The sequence below is a fragment of the Streptomyces sp. B21-105 genome, from assembly GCF_036898465.1.
Classification (GTDB): Bacteria; Actinomycetota; Actinomycetes; order Streptomycetales; family Streptomycetaceae; genus Streptomyces.
This window is the reverse complement of sequence record NZ_JARUMJ010000001.1, coordinates 3,368,749-3,390,502: the sequence shown is the minus strand read 5'-3', so window position 1 is coordinate 3,390,502 and position 21,754 is coordinate 3,368,749. Positions and strand designations below refer to the sequence as shown.

Annotated in this window: 18 protein-coding genes and 2 tRNA genes; 13 read left to right on the top strand and 7 right to left on the bottom strand. The window is 69.9% G+C overall.

What is annotated here, in order from left to right:
- Window positions 1-3: 3 nt before the first annotated feature.
- Both QA802_RS15250 and QA802_RS41570 read right to left on the bottom strand, forming a co-directional pair.
- Window positions 4-1,059 (bottom strand): ABC transporter substrate-binding protein, encoded by a 1,056-nt coding sequence (locus QA802_RS15250; protein WP_334522449.1) that lies wholly within the window; start codon window positions 1,057-1,059, stop codon window positions 4-6.
- A 234-nt stretch (window positions 1,060-1,293) separates the two neighbouring features.
- On the bottom strand, window positions 1,294-1,386 hold the full coding sequence (locus QA802_RS41570) for a putative leader peptide (RefSeq protein ID WP_416070969.1): 93 nt from the start codon (window positions 1,384-1,386) through the stop codon (window positions 1,294-1,296).
- Between the two features lie 272 nt (window positions 1,387-1,658).
- Here QA802_RS41570 and QA802_RS15245 point away from each other — a divergent pair, with 272 nt between their 5' ends.
- Entirely contained in the window at window positions 1,659-2,237 is a 579-nt protein-coding gene (locus tag QA802_RS15245; protein ID WP_334522446.1) for a biotin transporter BioY, read from the top strand.
- A gap of 188 nt (window positions 2,238-2,425) precedes the next feature.
- Here the strand turns inward: QA802_RS15245 and QA802_RS15240 are convergent, their stop codons facing one another.
- The gene (locus QA802_RS15240) at window positions 2,426-4,000 is read right to left on the bottom strand and encodes an amino acid permease (RefSeq protein WP_334522443.1); all 1,575 of its coding nucleotides are present in this window, start codon (window positions 3,998-4,000) and stop codon (window positions 2,426-2,428) included.
- A gap of 217 nt (window positions 4,001-4,217) precedes the next feature.
- On the opposite strand from QA802_RS15240, the gene QA802_RS15235 reads away from it, so the two are divergent.
- Both QA802_RS15235 and QA802_RS15230 read left to right on the top strand, forming a co-directional pair.
- On the top strand, window positions 4,218-4,703 hold the full coding sequence (locus QA802_RS15235; protein WP_334522440.1) for a ribose-5-phosphate isomerase: 486 nt from the start codon (window positions 4,218-4,220) through the stop codon (window positions 4,701-4,703).
- A 97-nt stretch (window positions 4,704-4,800) separates the two neighbouring features.
- Window positions 4,801-5,607, top strand: a complete 807-nt coding sequence (locus QA802_RS15230) for an Fpg/Nei family DNA glycosylase (protein ID WP_334522437.1) — start codon at window positions 4,801-4,803, stop codon at window positions 5,605-5,607.
- A gap of 66 nt (window positions 5,608-5,673) precedes the next feature.
- Here the strand turns inward: QA802_RS15230 and QA802_RS15225 are convergent, their stop codons facing one another.
- Window positions 5,674-6,891, bottom strand: a complete 1,218-nt coding sequence (locus tag QA802_RS15225; protein WP_334534662.1) for a GNAT family N-acetyltransferase — start codon at window positions 6,889-6,891, stop codon at window positions 5,674-5,676.
- A gap of 223 nt (window positions 6,892-7,114) precedes the next feature.
- Here QA802_RS15225 and QA802_RS15220 point away from each other — a divergent pair, with 223 nt between their 5' ends.
- Both QA802_RS15220 and QA802_RS15215 read left to right on the top strand, forming a co-directional pair.
- Window positions 7,115-8,299 carry a SpoIIE family protein phosphatase gene (locus QA802_RS15220; RefSeq protein ID WP_334522434.1) on the top strand — a complete coding sequence of 395 codons (1,185 nt, stop codon included), beginning with the start codon at window positions 7,115-7,117 and terminating at the stop codon, window positions 8,297-8,299.
- Window positions 8,300-8,416: 117 nt separating this feature from the next.
- Window positions 8,417-8,896: an HD domain-containing protein gene (locus QA802_RS15215; protein WP_334534660.1), complete on the top strand. Its 480-nt coding sequence runs from the start codon at window positions 8,417-8,419 to the stop codon at window positions 8,894-8,896.
- Here the strand turns inward: QA802_RS15215 and QA802_RS15210 are convergent.
- Window positions 8,893-10,218: an acyltransferase family protein gene (locus tag QA802_RS15210; RefSeq protein WP_334522431.1), complete on the bottom strand. Its 1,326-nt coding sequence runs from the start codon at window positions 10,216-10,218 to the stop codon at window positions 8,893-8,895. The genes QA802_RS15215 and QA802_RS15210 overlap by 4 nt on opposite strands.
- Window positions 10,219-10,652: 434 nt before the next feature.
- Here QA802_RS15210 and QA802_RS15205 point away from each other — a divergent pair, with 434 nt between their 5' ends.
- On the top strand, window positions 10,653-10,847 hold the full coding sequence (locus QA802_RS15205; protein WP_319171307.1) for a hypothetical protein: 195 nt from the start codon (window positions 10,653-10,655) through the stop codon (window positions 10,845-10,847).
- Window positions 10,848-10,945: 98 nt separating this feature from the next.
- Here QA802_RS15205 and QA802_RS15200 read toward each other — a convergent pair.
- Window positions 10,946-11,016: transfer RNA gene (locus QA802_RS15200), tRNA-Gly, on the bottom strand.
- Between the two features lie 167 nt (window positions 11,017-11,183).
- On the opposite strand from QA802_RS15200, the gene QA802_RS15195 reads away from it, so the two are divergent.
- The 5 genes from QA802_RS15195 (at window position 11,184) to clpX (ending at window position 16,202) form a co-directional block, all read left to right on the top strand.
- A tRNA-Pro gene (locus tag QA802_RS15195) sits at window positions 11,184-11,260 on the top strand.
- A 203-nt stretch (window positions 11,261-11,463) separates the two neighbouring features.
- A complete protein-coding gene (tig, locus tag QA802_RS15190; RefSeq protein ID WP_334522426.1) occupies window positions 11,464-12,858 on the top strand; it encodes a trigger factor in 1,395 nt (464 codons plus the stop codon).
- 349 nt (window positions 12,859-13,207) lie between these two features.
- Entirely contained in the window at window positions 13,208-13,816 is a 609-nt protein-coding gene (locus QA802_RS15185) for an ATP-dependent Clp protease proteolytic subunit (RefSeq protein ID WP_057574659.1), read from the top strand.
- A gap of 234 nt (window positions 13,817-14,050) precedes the next feature.
- The gene (locus QA802_RS15180) at window positions 14,051-14,731 is read left to right on the top strand and encodes an ATP-dependent Clp protease proteolytic subunit (protein WP_057574660.1); all 681 of its coding nucleotides are present in this window, start codon (window positions 14,051-14,053) and stop codon (window positions 14,729-14,731) included.
- A 181-nt stretch (window positions 14,732-14,912) separates the two neighbouring features.
- Entirely contained in the window at window positions 14,913-16,202 is a 1,290-nt protein-coding gene (clpX, locus tag QA802_RS15175) for an ATP-dependent Clp protease ATP-binding subunit ClpX (protein WP_057574661.1), read from the top strand.
- A gap of 85 nt (window positions 16,203-16,287) precedes the next feature.
- On the opposite strand, the gene QA802_RS15170 is transcribed toward clpX, so the two are convergent.
- Window positions 16,288-17,304 (bottom strand): hypothetical protein, encoded by a 1,017-nt coding sequence (locus tag QA802_RS15170; RefSeq protein WP_334522423.1) that lies wholly within the window; start codon window positions 17,302-17,304, stop codon window positions 16,288-16,290.
- A gap of 136 nt (window positions 17,305-17,440) precedes the next feature.
- Between QA802_RS15170 and QA802_RS15165 the strand changes: the two genes are divergently transcribed.
- Window positions 17,441-20,092: a valine--tRNA ligase gene (locus tag QA802_RS15165; protein ID WP_334522420.1), complete on the top strand. Its 2,652-nt coding sequence runs from the start codon at window positions 17,441-17,443 to the stop codon at window positions 20,090-20,092.
- 127 nt (window positions 20,093-20,219) lie between these two features.
- Entirely contained in the window at window positions 20,220-21,752 is a 1,533-nt protein-coding gene (gene folC, locus QA802_RS15160) for a bifunctional tetrahydrofolate synthase/dihydrofolate synthase (RefSeq protein WP_334522417.1), read from the top strand.
- Window positions 21,753-21,754 lie beyond the last annotated feature (2 nt).

The following is a 21,754-nucleotide window of genomic DNA, read 5'->3' as shown; positions in this document are numbered from 1 at the left end:
CGGTCACTTCCGGTATTCGGCGGCTACGGACTGCGCGGCGATGCCTTCGAAGCGGTGGTCGAAGAGCGAGGAGACGTCGAACTTCTTCACGAAGCCGCCCTCAGCGAGCAGATCGGCGGTCTCCTGCTCCCACCGGACGGCCTCGGCCCAACCGGGCGGGAACAACGGCTTGTTGGCGAGCGTGGTGATCGCCCGGGCCTGGCCGAGGTTCAGGTTCTGCGTCTTGACGTAGAACTCCTCGTTCCATACGTCCGGGTGCTCGTACTGCCACACCTGGCCCTGCGCCCACTGCGGGATGTACGCGGCGACGGCGGCCGCCTTCGCCCTGTCGTTCAGCACGGACGCCGGCGCCCACAGCAGGTTGAGCAGGTCGACGACGTCGGTGGTGACGGTGCGGGCGCCCTTCGACTCGTACTGCTGCAGGTAGGCCGGCGCCTGGGTGTTGGCGAGCGGGGCGACGTCGACCTGGCCCGACTGCAGCGCCGTGAGGAACTGGTTGCTGGTCAGCGGGACGAGCTTCACGTCGTCGTACGCCAGGCCGGCCTTCTTCAGCGCCCGCAGCAGGACCACGCCTTGGGCCTGTCCCTGCGAGAACGCCATTCTCCTGCCGCGGAAGTCCGCCACGGTGCGGATGTCGCTGCCGGGCTTGGTGGCGAAGAGGTAGTTCGGCTTCCGCGTGACGTTGATCGCGACGATCTTCGCGTCGTAACCCTGGAAATGCGCCTGGATCGGCGGAATTCCCGCGTTGTTGCCGAGGTCCAGGGACTTCGCGCGGAAGGCGTTGATGACGTCCGGACCGGCCCCGATGTTGAGCCAGTCCGACACCTCGAACGGCAGCGCCGGCAGTCTCGCCAGCTTGAACTGCAACTGCTGGACGTTCTGGAACGAGGCGATCTTCAGACTCGTGCCGGCGGGCACGCTGTCCGAGAGCGGGGCGGCCAAGGCGCCGTTCCCGCTCGCGGCGGCGCTGCTGTCGGCGCAGCCGCTGAGACCGGCGACACCGGCGGCGGCGCCGAGCAGAGAGGTGAGGAAGACGCGTCGGTCATAGGTGGCAGGCACGACAGGACCCCCAAGGGGAGAGCAGTGGAAAACGCAGATGGAACACAGGAGCCGGCCGTCGCAGCAGGACGGTCCCGGCCAGAGGAACGCGCACGCGGAGGGCCCCGCGCGTCAGCGGACAGAGGATCCCGCGCGTCAGCGACAGGGAAGACTGCGCGCGTCAGCGACAGAGGATGATCGCGCGCCTCAGCGTCAGGGAATGACCGCGTGTCAGCGGCAGAGGGTGACCGCGCCTCAGATCGGCCGGCGACAGGTGGCCGAGCCCTGGCGTCGCAGGTCGACATGGCGACGCGACGTGAGGTTCCTGGACTGGTCGAGGGCTGGCATGACCGAAAGCGTAGGGCGGTGAACCCGAATCCCACCAGTCCACTAGGATTTAGTTGGCGGGAGTTCACAATCCCGTCGCAGACGGAAAGGTGAGCGAAACATCCCCACCTCAGTGATCGGCGTCACGTCATGTTCGGTGTAACCGGCATTCTTTGTGTGGAGCCCACCAAGCCGTGGCCGCCCGCTTTGTCGAGCGTTGACGGTGAGCGGCTCGACCGCGCTGGGATAGCGTCGCCGTGTCCCGATCCGCCCCCGATCCCCGCGGAGTCCCCATGAGCACCGCCGCCGCCACCCCCGCACGCCCCGGAAAGGTCCTCGCCGACCTCCTCCCGGCCTCCCGCGTCCGGGACCTCGCGCTCGTACTCGGCGGCGCCGCGCTGACCGGACTCGCCGCCCAGATCGCGGTCCCGATCCCCGGCAGCCCCGTTCCGGTGACCGGCCAGACCTTCGCCGCGCTGCTCGTCGGCACGACCCTCGGCGCCCGTCGCGGAGTCTCCTCGCTCGCCGTCTACGCCCTGGCCGGCCTGGCCGGCGTGCCGTGGTTCGCCGACGGCACCTCCGGCATCCGCGTCTCCTTCGGCTACATCCTCGGCATGATCCTCGCGACGGCCGTCGTGGGCGCCCTCGCCCGCCGTGGCGCCGACCGCTCGGTGCCGCGCACGGCGGGCGCGATGCTGCTGGGCGAGGCCGTCGTCTACGCCGTCGGCGTCCCGTACCTGGCCTACGCGGCCGACCTCTCCGCGTCCCAGGCGATCGCGGCCGGCCTCACCCCCTTCCTGATCGGGGACGCGGTCAAGGCCGCCCTGGCGATGGGCCTGCTGCCGGCGGCGTGGAAGCTCGTCAAGCGGTAGGGGTCGGCAACGCATTCCGGCCGGCCTGCCCGGCCGGTGCGGAAGAGGTCCGCCCGGGTCGTCCAGCGACGCGCCCCGGCGGACCTCTTCCGCGTTCTGCCGCGGTCCTCGGGCGATCCAACGGACAGGGGGCCCGCCGAAGCGGACCCCCTGTCACCGGACCTGCGCACTGACTGGAACAGCCCTGGCTAGCCCTTGTCGACCGGCGAGCCGGCAGCGGAGGAGGAGCCGATCGCGGAGTCCGAGGGAGCGGAGTCCGAGGGAGCGGAGTCCGAGGGGGTGGAGTCGGAGCAAGCGGCGGTAGTGGCGGGACCGGTGGGGGAGTGGCCCGACAGCCGAGCCCCGGAGCCCCGCTCCTTCACCACGGCGATGGCGACCACCACCGCGGCGACGAGCAGCGACAGCAGTACCGTCGTCCGTCCGCTGCTCTCGCCCTCGGTGTCGGTCAGCATGTAGCCGAGCACGAAGACGATGAGTGCGGCGGTCGCCCAGGTCAGATACGGGTACAGCCACATCCGCACGACCAGCTTCTCGGGCGACTCGGCCTGGATGATCTTCCGCATCCGCAGCTGGGAGAAGCAGATCACCAGCCAGACGAACAGCGCCACGGCGCCGCTGGAGTTCACCAGGAAGAGGAAGACGGAGTCCGGGAACCGGTAGTTGAAGAAGACGGCGACGAACCCGAAGACCACGGAGGAGACGATCGCCGCGAGCGGGACGCCACGGCGCGTCGTCCGGGCGAACACCTTCGGCGCGTCGCCCCGCTCGCCGAGCGAGAAGGCCATGCGCGAAGCCGTGTAGAGCCCCGAGTTGAGGCAGGACAGCACCGACGTCAGCACGATGAAGTTCATGATCTGACCGGCGTGCGCGATCCCGAGCGAGTCGAGGGCGGCGACGTAGGAGCCCTGCTCCTTGATGGACGGGTCGTCCCAGGGCAGCAGCGTGACGACGACGAAGATCGAGCCGAGGTAGAAGACGCCGATCCGCCAGATGATGCTGTTGGTGGACTTTGTGACGGCCCGCTGCGGGTTCTCGGACTCGCCGGCCGCGAGGGTCGCGATCTCACTGCCCATGAAGGAGAAGACGACGAGCAGCACGCCGGTGAGGATCGCGCCGGGTCCGTTGGGCAGGAAGCCGCCGTGCCCGGTGAGGTTGCCCAGTCCGGCCTTGTCGCTGTCGACGCCGGGAAGCGCGCCGAACACGGCGAGCCCGCCCACCACGATGAACGCGCCGATGGCGACGACCTTGATGCCGGCGAACCAGAACTCGAACTCGCCGTACGAGCCGACGGAGACGAGGTTGGTGGCGGTCAGCACGACCATCACGATGAGCGCCCAACCCCACTGGGGAACGGCGGGCATCCACCCTTCGAGGATCTTGGCCCCGGCGGTGGCCTCCACGGCCAGCACCACGACCCAGAAGAACCAGTACAGCCAGCCGATGGAGAACCCGGCCCAGCGTCCGAGCGCGCGGTCGGCGTGCGCCGAGAAGGAACCCGAGGTCGGATTGGCCGCGGACATCTCCCCCAGCATGCGCATCACCAGCACCACGAGCGTGCCGACGAGCGCGTAGGAGAGCAGGATGCCCGGCCCGGCGGTGGCGATGCCGGAGCTGGAACCGACGAACAGCCCGGCGCCGATGACGCCACCGATGGCGATCATCGACAGATGCCGGTTCTTGAGACCTGCCTGGAGTCCGGGACCGGGTTCTCCCGGGCCTCCGGGGCCTGGTTCTGCCTTGGTGAGGGTCGGCTGCGAAGTCATGGGGGTGTCTTTCCTTTGCGCCGCGTGAGGGGAATCAGGGGGATCGTGCGGTGGGGGGCATACAAGCCGGTCCAGTGAATCCGAGGTGAATGACTTCAGGAACCTTTGATCTCATATCGTTACTTGAGGTTTTCCTGAGCTTCCATGGGATCCTTGAGCGTTTCCAGACGCGGCACCCGGCGCTGCTACCCCGCGGCCCCCGTGTCACACTCGTCCCATGCGCGTGTATCTCGGCTCGGACCATGCCGGCTTCGAACTCAAGAACCACCTTGTCGAATGGCTCAAGGCGGCGGGCCACGACCCGGTCGACTGTGGACCCCACATCTACGACGCCCAGGACGACTACCCGCCCTTCTGCCTCCGCGCGGCGGAGAAGACGGCCGCGGACCCCGACTCCCTCGGCATCGTGATCGGCGGCTCCGGCAACGGCGAGCAGATCGCCGCGAACAAGGTGAAGGGCGTCCGTGCGGCGCTGGCCTGGAGCGAGGAGACCGCGTCCCTCGGCCGCCAGCACAACAACGCCAACGTCGTCGCGGTCGGCGCCCGCATGCACACCGAGGACGAGGTCACGAAGTTCGTCGAGACCTTCCTGGCCACTCCGTTCTCCCAGGACGAGCGTCACATCCGCCGCATCGACATGCTGGCGGACTACGAGACGTCCGGCGACCTGCCCCCCGTCCCGCCCCACCACCCCCAGCGGTAACCCTCCGGCCGCAGGCGGAAGGCGCCGCCCACCCGACCGGACCCGGCGGGTGGGCGAGACGGATCCCGGGCGGCCCGGGCGGGGAAGGAACACACCGGTGCCGGAAGGCCACACGATCCACCGACTGGCGCAGGACTACGCCCGCTTCGCCGGCCGGCCCCTGCGAGTGAGCAGCCCCCAGGGCAAGTTCGCCGCGGCGGCCGCCCTCCTCGCCGACGCTCCCCTGACCCGCACCGAGGCACACGGCAAGCATCTGTTCCTCGGCTTCACCGCCGACCGGTGGATCCACATACACCTGGGCCTCTTCGGCAAGGTCACCTTCGGTCCGGCCCCCGCGCCGCCGCCCACGGACACCGTCCGGCTCCGCCTCGCCGACCCGACCTCCTACGTCGACCTGCGGGGCCCCACGACCTGCGCCCTCATCGGGGACGACGAGAAGCACGCCGTTCACGCCCGCCTCGGCCCCGACCCGCTGCGCGCCGACGCCGACCCGCAGGCCGCGTACACCCGCGTCTCCCGCAGCCGTACCACGATCGCCGCGCTCCTCATGGACCAGAAGGTCATCGCCGGCGTGGGCAACGTCTACCGCGCCGAAGTCCTCTTCCGGCACGGCGTCGACCCGTACCGCGCGGGCCGCACGGTCACCCCCGCCGAGTGGGACGCGATCTGGTCCGACCTGGTCGCCCTCATGCACCAGGGCGTCCGCGACAACCGCATCGACACGGTCCGCCCGGAGCACACCCCGGAGGCGATGGGCCGCCCGCCACGGGTCGACGACCACGGCGGCGAGGTGTACGTCTACCGCCGCGCCCACCAGCCCTGCCACCTGTGCGGCGACGCCGTCCGCACCGCCGACCTCGCCGCCCGCAACCTCTTCTGGTGCCCTACCTGCCAGAAGAACTGACCTCCCCGGCCGGGCCAGAAGCCGTGCGGCAGCCAGAGCCCCGCGACCACCCCCTCCCCGGCCGGGCTAGAACCCGTGCGGCAGCCAGGGCGCTGTGACCTCCCCGAACCCCAACGCCGCCTCTGCCAGTGCTCCCGGCCTGATCTCCCGCACCCGGCCGGCCGTGCCCAGCGCCGCCAGGCTCACCCCGCCGAGGTAGGCCGCCCCCAACTCCCGTACGGACAGGGCAAGGTCGGCCGCGTCGGACGTCCGCGAGCACACCGCGCCCTTGACGTCCCCGGAGAGCCGCCAACGCCCGGAGTTCCAGGGGCAGAAGGCGTCCTCGACGTCCAGCACCACGTCCACCGGCGCCTGGTACGTCCGCGCTTCCAGCGCCGCGCCGACCTCCACGAGCCGCGCGTACAACGCGTCCCGCACCCGCAGTTCGCACCGCCGGACATCGGAGACGAGATGCTGCCACCCCTCGTCCACGGGCCGTCCCCGAACCTCCAGCGAGGTGGTCAGGTCGATCCCGAACAGGAACCGCCACAACGCGGCCTGCGACAGCGCGTCGACCGCGGCCAGATCCTGGAGCACCACCCGACCGTTCTGCCCGCTGTGCCGCCACTCGGGACGCACCCGGAAACGGGCGTAACCGCTCACCTCGCCGTTTCGTTCGGCGACCACGCACTGCAGCGGCGACGCCCCGCCCCGCGAACTCTCCGGATCGAGCACTCCGAGCCGTTCCCAGCCGGGCCGCCGCGCGAGCATCCCGGCCCGGCCGGCCACCGTCCGCGCGTACACCGCCTCGCACACCGCCAGTTCCACGCCGGGGTCCGCGTACCGCAGCCGTACCTCGTCCGTGCCGTCCGGGACGGCCAGCCGCACCCGGCTGGTGTCGATCTCGGCGTACAGCCCGAAAGTCGCCGCGGCGAACCCGAACCGTCCGTAGATGTCAGGCTCGGAGGCGGTGAGAACGGCGAGCGGCCGCCCCTCCGCGCGCGCGTCGTCCAGCAGCCGCCGCATCATCGACGTCAGAATCCCGCGCCGCCGGTGCGTCGCGCTCACCCCGACCATCGTCACGCCCGCCGCCGGCGTCGACGCCCCGCCGGGCACGGTCAGCCGGAAGTCGTACGCACCCGCCGTCGCCACACACGCGTCGCCGTCCCACACACCGAGGCAGCGGTCGTACGGGGTGAGCGACCGGTAAAGCTCCCGCTCCTCGGCCGGCTCGGGGACCCCGCCGAAGGCGCGCACCAGAGCGTCGTACCACGTGTCCCATTCGTCCTGCCGCAGCACCCGCATCCCGGTCGTCGTCGCCCGCGCCGCTCCACCGTGACCCGCCTCACCCGTCTCACTCGTCATGAGCTCATGCGTAGCAGCCCGAACGGGGTCGAGCCAGGGAATTTCGCCCTCTTGGCGGCGCGAGCGCTTTCCGTGACGTTCACTGTGAGGGCGAACCTCGGACGGGGGACAAGTGGGACCTCCCGTGCCAAGCGGCGGGTTGGATGGATAGGGTCCCGAACTAATGGCAGCAGGACGACAGCGGCGCGCGGAAGCCGAGACGTTGACGGCCCGGTTGAAGCACTTGATGCACCGGGTCCGCACCGGCGTGCGCAGAAGCGCCGTCGACTACTTCCGCGGCGACGGCTCGGACTGGATCGCCCTCGCCTTCCTGCTGCTCACCGTCCCGCTGATCGCCGCCACCACCCTCGCCAACTCGGTGTGGTGCTCCCCGGCCGCCCTCGTCCTGCCGATCGTCGCCGGTGGCCTGCTGCTGCGCCCGTCGAGTCTGCTCGGGCTGTACGCGGCGGCCGCGACCGCCCTCATCGTGGAGTCGGTGCGGCTTGGCCCCTATACGGACGGCCCCTCCCGGGTCACGCCCGGCGTGGTGCTCGTGGTCGCCGCATGCGGTTTCTTCGGACTGCTCATCGCCCAGTTCCGCAGCCGCGTCGGCGTGCCCTGGCGGCGCGGCGGAACCATGCTGTTCGACCTGCGCGAACGCATCCGCGTGCAGAGCAAGCTGCCGGGTCTGCCGCCGGGCTGGCACCGCGAGATGGCGCTGCGGCCCGCGGGCGGCCAGTCGTTCTCCGGGGACTTCGTCGTCGCGGCCCGCACCAACGGCGGCCGCACCCTGGAAGTCGTCCTCACCGACGTCTCCGGCAAGGGCATGGACGCCGGTTCGCGCGCGCTGCTGCTGTCGGGCGCCTTCGGCGGCCTGCTCGGCTCGCTGCCCCCGCACGCCTTCCTCCCGGCCGCCAACGGCTACCTGCTGCGCCAGGACTGGGACGAGGGCTTCGCGACCTCCATCCACCTCGTCCTCGACCTCGACTCCGGCGACTACGAGCTCTACTCGGCCGGCCACCCGCCGGGCCTCCAGCTCAGCGCGGGCAGCGGCCGCTGGGAGGAGAAGGCCGCAGAAGGCCCCCTCCTCGGGGTGTACGACGGCGCCCAGTTCGACCCGGTGAAGGGCTCGCTGCGCCCCGGTGACGTGCTGATGCTGTTCACCGACGGCCTGGTGGAGACCTCCGACCGGGACATCGTCGAGGGCATCGACCGCCTCACCGGCGAGGCCGACCGCTATGTCGCCGGCGGCTTCCAGGGCGCCGCCTGGCACCTGATCGAGGCCGTCGCGAAGGACGTCAACGACGACCGCGCCCTGCTGCTGATCTGCCACGAGGGCCCGACGGCCCAGCCGGCAACGCTGTCCTGAACCGTGAACTCCGACGAAATCCGAGCTCTGACGAAATCCGAGCTCCGACCACATCTGAACGCCCGCCAGAACCGAGCTCCCGCGAACCGTGAGCTCTCCCGACGAGAGGGGACCGTCCTGCTCACCCTGCCCGAGGTCGAGGCCCTCGCCCGCGACGCCCACGAGGGGCAGACCGACAAGGCGGGCCGCCCCTACGCCGAACACCTCCAGGCGGTCGCGGAGGGGGTACGCGCGCGTGGCGGCGACGACGACCAGATCGCGGCCGCCTGGCTGCACGACGCCGTCGAGGACGACGCCCTCACCGAGGCCTGGCTGGCGGCGGCCGCGCTGAGCGACCGCACGAAGGCCGTCGTCCTCGCCCTGACCAAGCGGGCGGGGCAGACGCCCGAGACGTACGCGGCCCGGGTCCTGGCCACGCCGGGCGCCCTGCTGGTGAAGGAGGCGGACCTGGCACACAACGCGGACCCCACCCGGCTCGCCACCCTGGACGAAGCCACCCGCACGCGGCTGACGGAGAAGTACGCACGCATGCGCGCACTCCTCGGCCTCGCCACCCCTCCGGAGCGACGCCCCGGCCTCGGGCACGAAGATGCCTAGCCCCCGAGCCGTCCCGCCACCTGCTGCGGTTCCTCCTCGAGCCGCTCGCCCTTCTCGAGCCGCCGGCTCTCCGCGGGCCGCTCGCCCTGCTCGCTCTTCTCGCGCTCGCGGGCGAGCCGGGCGGCGTCCCGCTTGAAGGCCCACTCCATCCTCGGCTCGATCACGAACCGGAAGGCGCGTCGTACCGGCGGGGCGCACAACAGGGTGACGGCCACGGCCACGGCGACACTGACGGCGATCTCCCCGAGCGGGCGGTGCAGCGCGGGGTGCTCGAACCAGCCGCGGTAGTCGGCGGTCCTGATGAGGAAACCGTGCAGCAGATAGCCGTACAGCGTGCCCGCGCCGAGGACCGTGAACCACGTCGTGCGGCCCGGCACCCAGGAGAGGAAACAGGCGCTCAGCAGCAGCGAGCAGCCGAACAGGGCGAGCTGCATGACGGGCCCGGCCCACCAGGGAGCGCCCAGCTCCTGCGCGGAGTCGCGGTGGTAGAGCCAGGAGACGTTCATCCGCGGCACCGCCCAGTAGGCGAAGGCCAGCGCGAACGCCGACACCGGCACGGCCGCGATCCGCACCGCGCGCCGGCGCACCAGGCGGAAGTGCTCGGGCTTGAGGCACAGGCCCAGCACGAAGAACGGCAGGAACTGCAGTACCCGCTGGAGGTCCAGGTCGTCGCCGATGGCGGGGGTGACGGTCGCCAGCATGGAGAGGCCCAGCGCCAGCGGCAGCGGATGCCGGACGAGCTTCCAGGCCGGGGTGGTGAGCCGCCAGACGAACAGTGCGCACAAGAACCAGGTGAGGTACCAGGGGTCGAGAAGGCTGATGTCCTGGGCGGGGTTGTGGTCGACGTAGCGCCGGAAGACGGGGTAGGCGGTCTCGAAGACGACGTACGGCACGGCGATGCCGGTGATCAGGCGCTTGAGCCGGGCGGGGCTGCCGTCGAAGCTTCGGGAGAAGAAGCCGGAGATGACGATGAAAGCCGGCATGTGGAACGCGTACACGAACATGTAAGCCGCCTGCAGCACCCGGCTGTCGCCCTTGAGCGGCTCCCAGGAGTGCCCCACGGCCACCAGCACGATCGCCAGGTACTTGGCGTTGTCGAAGAAGGCGTCACGCGGCGCGGTGGTCCGCGGGGCCGGGCGCTCGGCGGATCTGTCCCGGGACCGGTCGCGCCGACCGCGTGGACCGTTCTGGTCGTGCTGGCCCTGCTGACCCTTCTGACCCTTCTGAGCTTTCTGAGCTTTCTGAGCCTTCTGGTCGTGCTGGTCGTTCTGGTTCGGGGACGAGCGCGTGCTCGGAACAAGAGACGAGGCGGCGTGGGACATTTGAGGCACCCTAGTGCCGCGCGCGGCAATGCGTAAAACGCCGCTGGTCATTCCTCGTATTTCTCTTCGACGGCACGGCCGACAGGACGGGATGGGGCGGGAGACCATCCGTGATGTCACATTTCATCCCGACTAAAAGGTGCAAAACGCCGCTTGTGGGCCGGTAGTTGATGCACGGCACCGCCCCTGCGGCCACAATTCGAAATAACTGCGCAGGCATTGTGTGGACAAGGAAACCGAGCCCCCCAATTCCCGCTCCCGGCATATGGGTCGGCACATGAGTCGGCACGCGCGTCGGCGCGTGATCCGAACAGTCCGCGGCATGTCGGCGACCGACCGGCCGCGCGATGATGCGTCATGGGCCGCATAGGTGAGCCGGGTTGGTGGCACGATGGTCTCGGGAGTGCGGACCGACCGAGGGCGTGTGATCAGTTGTGGCCATCTCACTGTCAGTGGTGCTGCTGTTGGCGATCATCCTGGTGGTACTGATCCGGGGCGGGTCGATCAAGGCCGGCCCGGCGATCGTCGCCATACTGTTCGGCTTCTTCCTCGCCTCGACCGGCATGGCCCCGTCGATCCAACGCTTCCTCGACTCGCTCGCCGACACGATCAACTCGATCAGTTTCTGATCCTGGCGACCGCCGCGCGAAGGGCTGGAACGCCCCCAGGGAACGCCGAAGGCCCGAGGAGAGGAAATCGCCCTCTCACCCGGGCCTACGTCGTGCAGAGCGGGCGACGGGAATCGAACCCGCGTAGCTAGTTTGGAAGACTAGTGCTCTACCATTGAGCTACGCCCGCACACGTCGCGCCGCAGGTCAGCCGACCGCGGCACTGCAGGCATCGTAGCGGGTCGGCGCCCCCTGTCGCACACCGCGTTTTCCGTGTCCCCTCGCGGGCCACCCCGGGGCTCGGTAAATGCGGCGGTCAGACGGCCTGCGGGCATGTACCCTACGTGTCGCACCAGACGGGGTGTGGCGCAGCTTGGTAGCGCGTCCGCTTTGGGAGCGGAAGGCCGTGGGTTCAAATCCCGCCACCCCGACCAGTACCGCGGCTCTCGCCTGCCGTCACCGGCCATCTCCGCGATCACCTCGCTTGATCGCCTTTGGGGCGTGTCCCTGCTGCCGTTACTATGCAAGCTGCACGCCCGTGTGTCTCTTCCTGCTGAAGTCCTCCGGGCGGCGAATTTGCGGGAGCCGGTCTGGCTCCGGCGGAAACCAAGATGTCAGCCCCCAAGGAGACCGAACCGTGAAGAGCGCCGTGGAGACCCTGAACCCGACTCGGGTTCGGCTCAGCATCGAGGTGCCCTTCGAGGAGCTCAAGGACAGCCTCGACGCGGCGTACAAGAAGATCAACCAGCAGGTCACGGTGAAGGGCTTCCGTAAGGGCAAGATTCCCGCCCGGGTCATCGACCAGCGCTTCGGCCGTGGCGCCGTGCTGGAGGAGGCCGTCAACGACGCGCTTCCGAAGTTCTACACCGAGGCGGTCAACGAGGCCGAGATCGACGTCCTCGGCCAGCCCGAGGTCGACATCACGGAGCTGAAGGACGGCGAGACGCTGAACTTCACCGCCGAGGTCGACGTCCGTCCCGCCCTCGAGCTCCCCGAGGACTTCTCCTCCATCGAGGTCGAGGTCGACGCCGTCGAGGTGACGGACGAGGACATCGACAAGTCGGTCGAGCAGCTCCGTGAGCGCTTCGCCTCGACCTCCCCGGTCGAGCGTGCCGCCGAGGACGGCGACGTCGTGACGGTCGACCTGGAGGCCAAGGTCGACGGCGAGGTCCTCGAGGACGGCGTCGCCAGCGGCGTCTCCTACACCATCGGCTCGGGCGAGCTGCTGGAAGGCATCGACGAGGCCGTCAAGGGCCTGGAGGCCGGTGGCGAGACCACCTTCACCTCCGAGCTGAAGGGCGGCTCGGCGGCCGGCAAGGAGGCCGAGGTCACCGTCAAGGTCACCCAGGTCGCCGCCCGCGAACTCCCCGAGCTGGACGACGAGTTCGCGCAGCTCGCCTCCGAGTTCGACACCCTCGACGAGCTCCGCGCGGACAGCCGCAAGCGCCTCGAGAACATGAAGCAGTACGACCAGGCCACGCAGGCCCAGGAGCGCGTCCTCGAGAAGCTGCTGGAGCTCGTCGAGGTGCCCGTCCCCGAGAAGCTGCTCGAGGACGAGGTCAACACCCGCAAGCACAACCTGGAGCACCACCAGCTCGGCCAGATGGGCCTCGACCTCGACAAGTACCTGGAGATCCAGGGCAAGACCGCCGAGGAGTTCGAGACCGAGACCCGTGAGGCCGCGGTCAAGGGCATCAAGACCCAGTTCGTGCTCGACGAGCTCGTCAAGCGCGAGAAGCTGAACGTCAACCAGGAGGAGCTCACCGAGCACCTCATGCGCCGTGCCGCCTCCTCCGGCATGTCCCCCGACCAGTTCGCCCAGGCGGTCGTCGAGGGCGGCCAGGTTCCGCTCCTGGTCGGCGAGGTCGCCCGCGGCAAGGCGCTGGCCACGGTCGTCGAGTCCGCCACGGTGAAGGACACCAACGGCGAGGTCATCGACCTGGACGACGAGGACGAGGACGAGGCCGCTCCGGAGGCCGCCGAGGCCGCTGCCGAGACCGAGGAGACGCCCGAGGAGAAGCCCGAGGCCTGAGCCTCGAGCGGTTTCTGAAGCAGGTGCGACGGGCCCCGGGACTTCTGTCCCGGGGCCCGTCGTCCTCCCCGGGGACGCGGGAAACGCGTGAGCGGCCGACGCCCGCCCGCGGCCGGAACCCGACCGGTACCCGCCCCGCGGCCCGGGCCCCGGGTGCCGTACCCGTCCCGCGACCCGGCCCCCCGGGCTACGCCCCCGGCGAACACCCAGCTCTCCGGGATTCCCCGAAGGGACCCGCGCGTTAGGGTCCATGAATACGAGGGCAGGGGAGTCCCCGTTGCCCCCGGCAGTACACGTGAGACGGCCCGGCGCCGTCGTAAGACGAGCAGGTGGATACGTGACGAATCTGATGCCCTCCGCCGCCGGCGAGCCTTCCATCGGTGGTGGCCTCGGCGACCAGGTCTACAACCGGCTGCTCGGCGAGCGGATCATCTTCCTCGGCCAGCCGGTCGACGACGACATCGCCAACAAGATCACCGCACAGCTGCTGCTCCTTGCCGCCGATCCGGACAAGGACATCTACCTCTACATCAACAGCCCCGGCGGTTCCATCACCGCGGGAATGGCCATCTACGACACCATGCAGTTCATCAAGAACGACGTGGTGACCATCGCGATGGGCCTGGCCGCCTCCATGGGCCAGTTCCTGCTCAGCGCGGGCACCCCCGGCAAGCGTTTCGCGCTGCCGAACGCCGAGATCCTGATCCACCAGCCCTCCGCCGGCCTGGCGGGTTCGGCCTCGGACATCAAGATCCACGCCGAGCGGCTGCTGCACACCAAGAAGCGCATGGCCGAGCTGACCTCGCAGCACACCGGCCAGACGGTCGAGCAGGTCACCCGCGACTCGGACCGCGACCGCTGGTTCGACGCCTTCGAGGCCAAGGAGTACGGCCTCATCGACGACGTCATCCCCACGGCCGCCGGCATGCCGGGCGGCGGCGGTACCGGGGCGGCCTGAGGGTCGCCGCTGACGGCGGCAGGGCCGCCCAGGGCGCTCCCCGGAGCCCCCTGAGCCCCTGATCCCTTCCAGGGCTCCAGGAGCCCGCTGAGGCCTCCCGGAGGCCCGGGAAGCCCTCCGGGGCCCCCGGGCCACCCGGAGCCTCCCAGCGGGGGCCCGCGGCCCCCGGAAGCCGTCAGCGCCCCTCTCCAGCCCCTTCAGTCCACCGCCCCAGCCCTCTCTCCAGGAGACACCGTGAACGACTTCCCCGGCAGCGGCATCTACGCCCGCACCGAGGCCGAATACACCGGCCCCCGCGCCGAGTCCCGTTACGTCATCCCGCGCTTCGTCGAGCGCACCTCCCAGGGCATCCGCGAGTACGACCCTTACGCGAAGCTCTTCGAAGAGCGCGTGATCTTCCTCGGCGTGCAGATCGACGACGCCTCCGCCAACGACGTCATGGCGCAGCTGCTGTGCCTGGAGTCGATGGATCCGGACCGGGACATCTCCGTCTACATCAACAGCCCCGGCGGCTCCTTCACGGCGCTGACCGCGATCTACGACACCATGCAGTTCGTGAAGCCCGACATCCAGACGGTCTGCATGGGCCAGGCGGCCTCCGCCGCCGCGATCCTGCTGGCCGCCGGTACGCCGGGCAAGCGCATGGCCCTGCCGAACGCGCGCGTGCTGATCCACCAGCCGTACAGCGAGACCGGCCGCGGTCAGGTCTCCGACCTGGAGATCGCCGCCAACGAGATCCTCCGGATGCGCGGTCAGCTGGAGGACATGCTGGCCAAGCACTCCACCACGCCGATCGAGAAGATCCGCGAGGACATCGAGCGCGACAAGATCCTCACGGCCGAGGACGCGCTGTCGTACGGCCTGATCGACCAGATCATCTCCACCCGGAAGATGAACAACGACAACCTGCGTTGACGCACGAGGTCGTCCGGTGCGGCCCCCCTCGGTACGGTGTGACGCGGTCCGTGTCGCAGTGAACCGTGCCAAGGGGGGCCCGAACGGGGGGCCAGGCAAGGTACCGTCGGAATAAGGCAGCACCAGGAGCCGCTGGATTCGTAAGCGTCCAGTCGTCTCCCAGGCGAAGGGGAAGCACACCGTGGCACGCATCGGTGACGGCGGCGATCTGCTCAAGTGCTCGTTCTGCGGCAAGAGCCAGAAGCAGGTCAAGAAGCTCATCGCAGGGCCCGGTGTGTACATCTGCGACGAGTGCATCGACCTCTGCAACGAGATCATCGAGGAGGAGCTCGCCGAGACGAGCGAGGTCCGCTGGGAGGAACTCCCCAAGCCTCGCGAGATCTACGAGTTCCTCGAGGGCTACGTGGTGGGCCAGGAGCCTGCGAAGAAGGCCCTGTCGGTCGCGGTGTACAACCACTACAAGCGCGTCCAGGCCGGCGAGAACGGCGGGGGCCAAGGCCGTGAGGACGCCATCGAGTTGGCGAAGTCCAACATCCTCCTGCTCGGCCCCACCGGTTCGGGCAAGACGCTCCTCGCGCAGACCCTCGCCCGGATGCTGAACGTCCCGTTCGCCATCGCCGACGCGACGGCGCTGACCGAGGCGGGATACGTCGGCGAGGACGTCGAGAACATCCTGCTCAAGCTGATCCAGGCGGCCGACTACGACGTCAAGAAGGCCGAGACCGGGATCATCTACATCGACGAGATCGACAAGGTCGCGCGCAAGAGTGAGAACCCCTCCATCACGCGTGACGTGTCGGGCGAGGGCGTGCAGCAGGCCCTGCTGAAGATCCTGGAGGGCACCACCGCCTCGGTGCCGCCGCAGGGCGGCCGCAAGCACCCGCACCAGGAGTTCATCCAGATCGACACCACGAACGTGCTGTTCATCGTGGGCGGCGCGTTCTCCGGTCTGGAGAAGATCATCGAGACCCGGGCCGGCGCCAAGGGCATCGGCTTCGGGGCGACGATCCGCTCCAAGCGCGAGCTGGAGTCCAAGGACCAGTTCGAGGCCGTCATGCCCGAGGACCTGGTCAAGTTCGGCATGATCCCCGAGTTCATCGGCCGGCTGCCCGTGATCACCTCGGTCCACAACCTGGACCGTGAGGCGCTCCTGCAGATCCTGATCGAGCCGCGCAACGCCCTGGTGAAGCAGTACCAGCGGCTCTTCGAACTCGACGGCGTGGAGCTGGACTTCGAGCGCGAGGCGCTGGAGGCCATCGCCGACCAGGCCATCCTGCGCCAGACCGGCGCCCGCGGTCTGCGCGCCATCATGGAGGAAGTCCTCCAGGCGGTCATGTACGAGGTCCCGTCCCGCAAGGACGTGGCCCGCGTGGTCATCACGGCGGACGTCGTCCTCTCCAACGTCAACCCGACCCTGATCCCGCGCGACGCCCGCGGCGGCCGCGGCCCGGGCGAGCAGAAGACGGCCTGATCCGCACCCGTACGAGACGGCACGGCGAAGGGGCCCCGGTCGACCGGGGCCCCTTCGCCGTGTCCTGAGCGGTGCTCCAGGGATGTCAGGCCTTGACGCGGACCACGTCGCGCAGCTTTGTGGTGATGTCGATCGCCACGTCCTTGGTGATGCTCTTGGTGTTGTCGCCCGGGGACACCATGGCGATCGTGCTGTAGTCGGCCCAGATGCAGAACCAGTCGGTGGAGTCCTTCTTGGTCAGCGAGTTGACGCTCTTCAGCGACTGGCACTTCATGACCGCGCCGTCGATGTCGGCCTCCTCGGGCTGACCGATCAGCTCGGTCTTGCCCTGGGTGCTGCTCGACGAACTGGAAGAGTTGCTGCTCTTCTGCAGTTCCTTCTGGATGGCGGCGAAGTAGATGTCCAGCGACGCCTCGGGGTTCGCGATCTTGCCGTAGCCGCCGAGCATCGAGAACCCTCTGGCCGTCAGGAGCTCTGCCTGGCTGGGCAGGTCGGCGGGGTCGGGGTTCTGCGGGTCGTAGTCGCCGAAGTCGGCGGTCGACCACTGCCCGATGACGGCCTTGCCGTCCTTGACGCCGCTGGCCGCCAGGGACTTGGTCATGTCTCCGTCGGTGGTCTCGCCGCCCTTGCCGACCCGCTTGTAGTCGGTGAGCGCCGTCGCCGGGGTGTCCAGTTTGTGCGGGCCGTCGTCCTTCAGGCCGCCTGCGCCGCCGCCTGCGCCGAGCACGAAGTAGGCGCCCACGCCGATCGCCGCCACGACCGCCACCGCGCCGATGACCAGGCCCGTCTTCTTGCCCCCGCCGCTCGGCGGCGGGGGCTGCGGGACGCCGTAGGGAGGCTGGCCGTAGGGCGGCTGCTGGCCGTAGGGAGGGGGCGGCTGCTGACCGTACGCGGGCTGCTGGCCGTAGGGCGGGGTCTGCGGGGGGACGCCCTGCGGGGGCTGGGCGGGATAGCCGTAGCCGGGCTGCGGGGCGGGGGGCTGCTGGGGGTAGCCGTAGCCGGGCTGGGGCGCCTGCGGCGGCTGTCCGTACGGCCCGGGCTGTCCGTACGGTCCGGGCTGCTGGGGCTGCCCGCCGTACGGGCCCGGCTGGTGGTGACTCATTCCGGGGTTCCCCTCCAGATGCTTATGTGATTTTCACATCCTGGCTCAAAGGCGTCACCTGCACGTCGGCGGGGGCCCCACCGTTACACGGCAAACACGTTTCGGGACGGCCCCGTGACACCCCTAAACTGGGCCCGTGACCGAGAACGCTCAGCAGCAGCCATCAGCGCCCCACACCGAACTGCCGACCCAGTACGCGCCGGCCGATGTAGAGGGGCCGCTGTACGAGCGCTGGGTAGAGCGGGGCTACTTCGAGGCGGACGCCAAGAGCGAGAAGCCTCCGTACACGATCGTCATCCCCCCGCCGAACGTCACGGGCAGCCTGCACCTCGGGCACGCCTTCGAGCACACGCTCATCGACGCCCTCACCCGCCGCAAGCGCATGCAGGGCTTCGAGACGCTCTGGCAGCCCGGCATGGATCACGCGGGCATCGCCACCCAGAACGTCGTCGAGCGCGAACTGGGCAAGGAGGGCAAGTCCCGTCACGACCTCGGCCGTGAGGCGTTCGTCGAGCGCGTCTGGCAGTGGAAGGGCGAGTCCGGCGGCCAGATCAGCGGCCAGATGCGCCGACTGGGAGACGGCGTCGCGTGGTCGCGTGAACGGTTCACCATGGACGAGGGCCTGTCCCAGGCCGTCCAGACCATCTTCAAGCGGCTCTACGACGACGAGCTCATCTACCGCGCCGAGCGCATCATCAACTGGTGCCCGCGCTGTCTGACGGCGATCTCGGACATCGAGGTCGAGTACCAGGACGACGACGGCGAACTCGTCTCCATGAAGTACGGCGAGGGGGACGACACGATCGTCGTCGCCACCACGCGCGCGGAGACGATGCTCGGCGACACCGCCGTCGCCGTCCACCCCGACGACGAGCGCTACCGGCATCTGATCGGCAAGCTGATCCGGCTGCCGTTGACGGACCGTTCCATCCCGGTCGTCGCCGACACCCACGTCGACCCCGAGTTCGGCACCGGCGCGGTCAAGGTGACCCCGGCGCACGACCCGAACGACTTCGAGATCGGCCAGCGGCACGACCTGCCGTCGCTCACCGTCATGGACGAGCACGCGGTCATCACCGCCCACGGCCCGTTCCAGGGCCTGGACCGGCTCGAGGCCCGCTCCGCCATCGTCGCCGCGCTGCGCGCCGAGGGCCGGATCGTCGCCGAGAAGCGCCCGTACGTCCACTCCGTCGGCCACTGCTCGCGCTGCAAGACCACCATCGAGCCGCGCCTGTCCATGCAGTGGTGGGTCAAGGTCGGCCCGCTGGCCAAGGCCGCCGGAGACGCCGTCCGCGACGGCCGCGTCAAGATCCACCCGCAGGAGATGGAGAAGCGCTACTTCGACTGGGTCGACAACCTCCACGACTGGTGCATCTCACGGCAGTTGTGGTGGGGCCACCGCATCCCGGTCTGGTACGGCCCGAACGGCGAGGTCGTCTGCGTCGGCCCCGACGACGAGGCACCGACCGGCGAGGGATGGCGTCAGGACACCGACGTCCTCGACACCTGGTTCTCCTCGGGCCTGTGGCCGTTCTCCACGCTCGGCTGGCCCGAACAGACCGAGTCGCTCGCGAAGTTCTACCCGAACTCCGTCCTGGTCACCGGCTACGACATCCTCTTCTTCTGGGTCGCCCGGATGATGATGTTCGGCCTGTACGCGATGGACGGCACCCCGCCGTTCCACACCATCGCCCTGCACGGCATGGTCCGCGACCAGTTCGGCAAGAAGATGTCGAAGTCCTTCGGCAACGCGGTCAACCCGCTGGACTGGATGGACAAGTACGGCTCCGACGCGCTCCGGTTCACCCTCGCGCGCGGCGCCAACCCCGGCGTCGACGTCCCGATCGGCGAGGACTGGGTCCAGGGCTCGCGCAACTTCGCCAACAAGATCTGGAACGCCACGCGCTTCGCGCTGATGAACGGCGCCACGGTCGACGGCCCGCTGCCGGACGCCTCGCAGCTGTCGGCGGCCGACCGCTGGATCCTCTCCCGGCTCAACTCCGTCGTCGCCGAAGTCGACGCGCTCTACGAGGACTACCAGTTCGCGAAGCTCTCCGACGCGCTGTTCCACTTCGCGTGGGACGAGGTCTTCGACTGGTACGTCGAGCTGTCCAAGACGACGTTCATGGCCGGCGGTGAGCCCGCGAAGGTCTCCGGCCGCGTCCTCGGCGAGGTCCTCGACGTCACGCTGAAGCTGCTGCACCCGATCGTCCCGTTCGTCACGGAGACCCTCTGGACGACGCTGACAGGCGGCGAGTCCGTCGTCATCGCCGAGTGGCCGACCGCTGTGTTCGTTCCTGGGGCTGACGCCCCGGGGGGCTTCCGGGACGCCGCCGCGGAGCGTGAGATCGAGAGCCTCCAGTCGGTCATCACCGAGGTCCGCCGCTTCCGTGCCGACCAGGGCCTCCAGCCGGGCCAGCGGGTCCCCGCCCGCCTGACGCTCGACGGCACGGCGCTGGCGTCCCACGAGGCCGCCATCCGGCAACTGCTGCGCCTGCAGCCCGAGGGCGAGGGCTTCTCCGCCACGGCGACCCTGCCCGTCGCGGGCGCCACCGTCACGCTGGACCTCTCCGGCACCATCGACGTGGCCGCGGAGCGCAAGCGGCTCGCCAAGGACCTGGCCGCCGCCGAGAAGGAGAAGGCCCAGGCCCACGCCAAGCTCGGCAACGAGGCCTTCCTGGCGAAGGCCCCGGACAATGTGGTCGACAAGATCCGCACCCGCCTCGCCAAGGCGGACGAGGACATCGCCCGCATCCAGGCCCAGCTGGAGCGCCTGCCCGAGGCGTAGGACACCGCGACGGACGAGGGCCCCCGGGACCGGCACAGCCGGCACGGTTCCGGGGGCCTTCGCCCACCTCCGCCCGTCTCCGCCACCTCCGCCCACCTCTGTCACCGCCCGTCCGTAGACTGGGCCCGTGAGCGAGCTCCCCCCGAACGGCAACCCAGACGACCTGCCCGCCCCCTTCGAACCCCTCGATCCCTTCGACGAGATCATCGCCGAGGAGACCGACCGCGATCCCGACCTCGCGGTCATCGAAGCCGGCAGCCGCACCCTGCGCACCCAGGGCGGCGCCCCGCAGTCCGACACGCCCGCGCGCCCCGCGGACCCGGAGGTCGACAAGGCCCTGCGCGAGGTCGAGGCCGAGCTGGCCACCCGCTGGGGCGAGACCAAGCTGGAGCCCTCCGTCGACCGCATCGCCGCGCTGATGGACGTGCTGGGGGAGCCGCAGCGCTCGTACCCCTCCATCCACATCACGGGCACGAACGGCAAGACGTCGACCGCCCGCATGATCGAGGCGCTGCTCGGCGCCTTCGAACTGCGCACCGGCCGCTACACGAGCCCCCACGTCCAGTCGATCACCGAGCGGATCAGCCTCGACGGCGCACCCGTCTCCGCCGAGCGGTTCGTCGAGACGTACGACGACATCAAGGCGTACGTCGAGATGGTCGACGGCATGCAGCCCTACCGGCTGTCGTTCTTCGAAGTGCTGACCGGCATGGCCTACGCGGCCTTCGCCGACGCGCCCGTCGACGTCGCCGTGGTCGAGGTCGGCATGGGCGGCTCGTGGGACGCCACGAACGTGATCGACGCCGACGTCGCCGTCGTCACGCCCATCGACCTCGACCACACCGACCGGCTCGGCGAGACGCCCGGGGCGATCGCCGCCGAGAAGGGCGGGATCATCAAGCAGGACGCCACGGTCATCCTCGCCCAGCAGCCCGTCGACGCGGCGCAGGTGCTGCTGCGCAAGGCCGTCGAGGTCGACGCCACGGTCGCCCGGGAAGGGCTGGAGTTCGGGGTCGTCGCCCGCCAGGTCGCCGTCGGCGGACAGCTCGTCACCCTGCGCGGCCTGGGTGGCGAGTACCCCGAGGTGTACCTGCCGCTGCACGGCCCCTACCAGGCGCACAACGCCGCCGTCGCGCTCGCCGCCGTCGAGGCGTTCTTCGGCGTCGGCTCCCAGCGGCCCGAACCGCTCGACATCGACACCGTCCGCAAGGCGTTCGCGGCGGTGTCCTCGCCGGGCCGCCTCGAGGTCGTCCGGCGCTCCCCGACCGTCGTCCTGGACGCCGCGCACAACCCGGCCGGCGCCCGCGCCACCGCCGAGGCCGTCGGCGAGGCCTTCGACTTCTCCCGGCTGATCGGCGTGGTCGGGGCCAGCGCCGACAAGAACGTCCGGGGACTCCTGGAGGCCTTCGAGCCGATCTTCGCCGAGGTCGTGATCACCCAGAACACCAGCCATCGCGCGATGGACGCCGACGAGCTCGCCGCGATCGCCGTCGAGGTGTTCGGCGACGACCGCGTCCAGGTCGAACCCCGGCTGCCGGACGCCCTCGAGGCGGCCATCACGCTCGCCGAGGAGGAGGGCGAGTTCGCCGGCGGGGGCGTGCTCGTCACCGGTTCCGTCATCACCGTCGGCGAGGCCCGACTGCTCCTCGGGAAGGGCTGAGG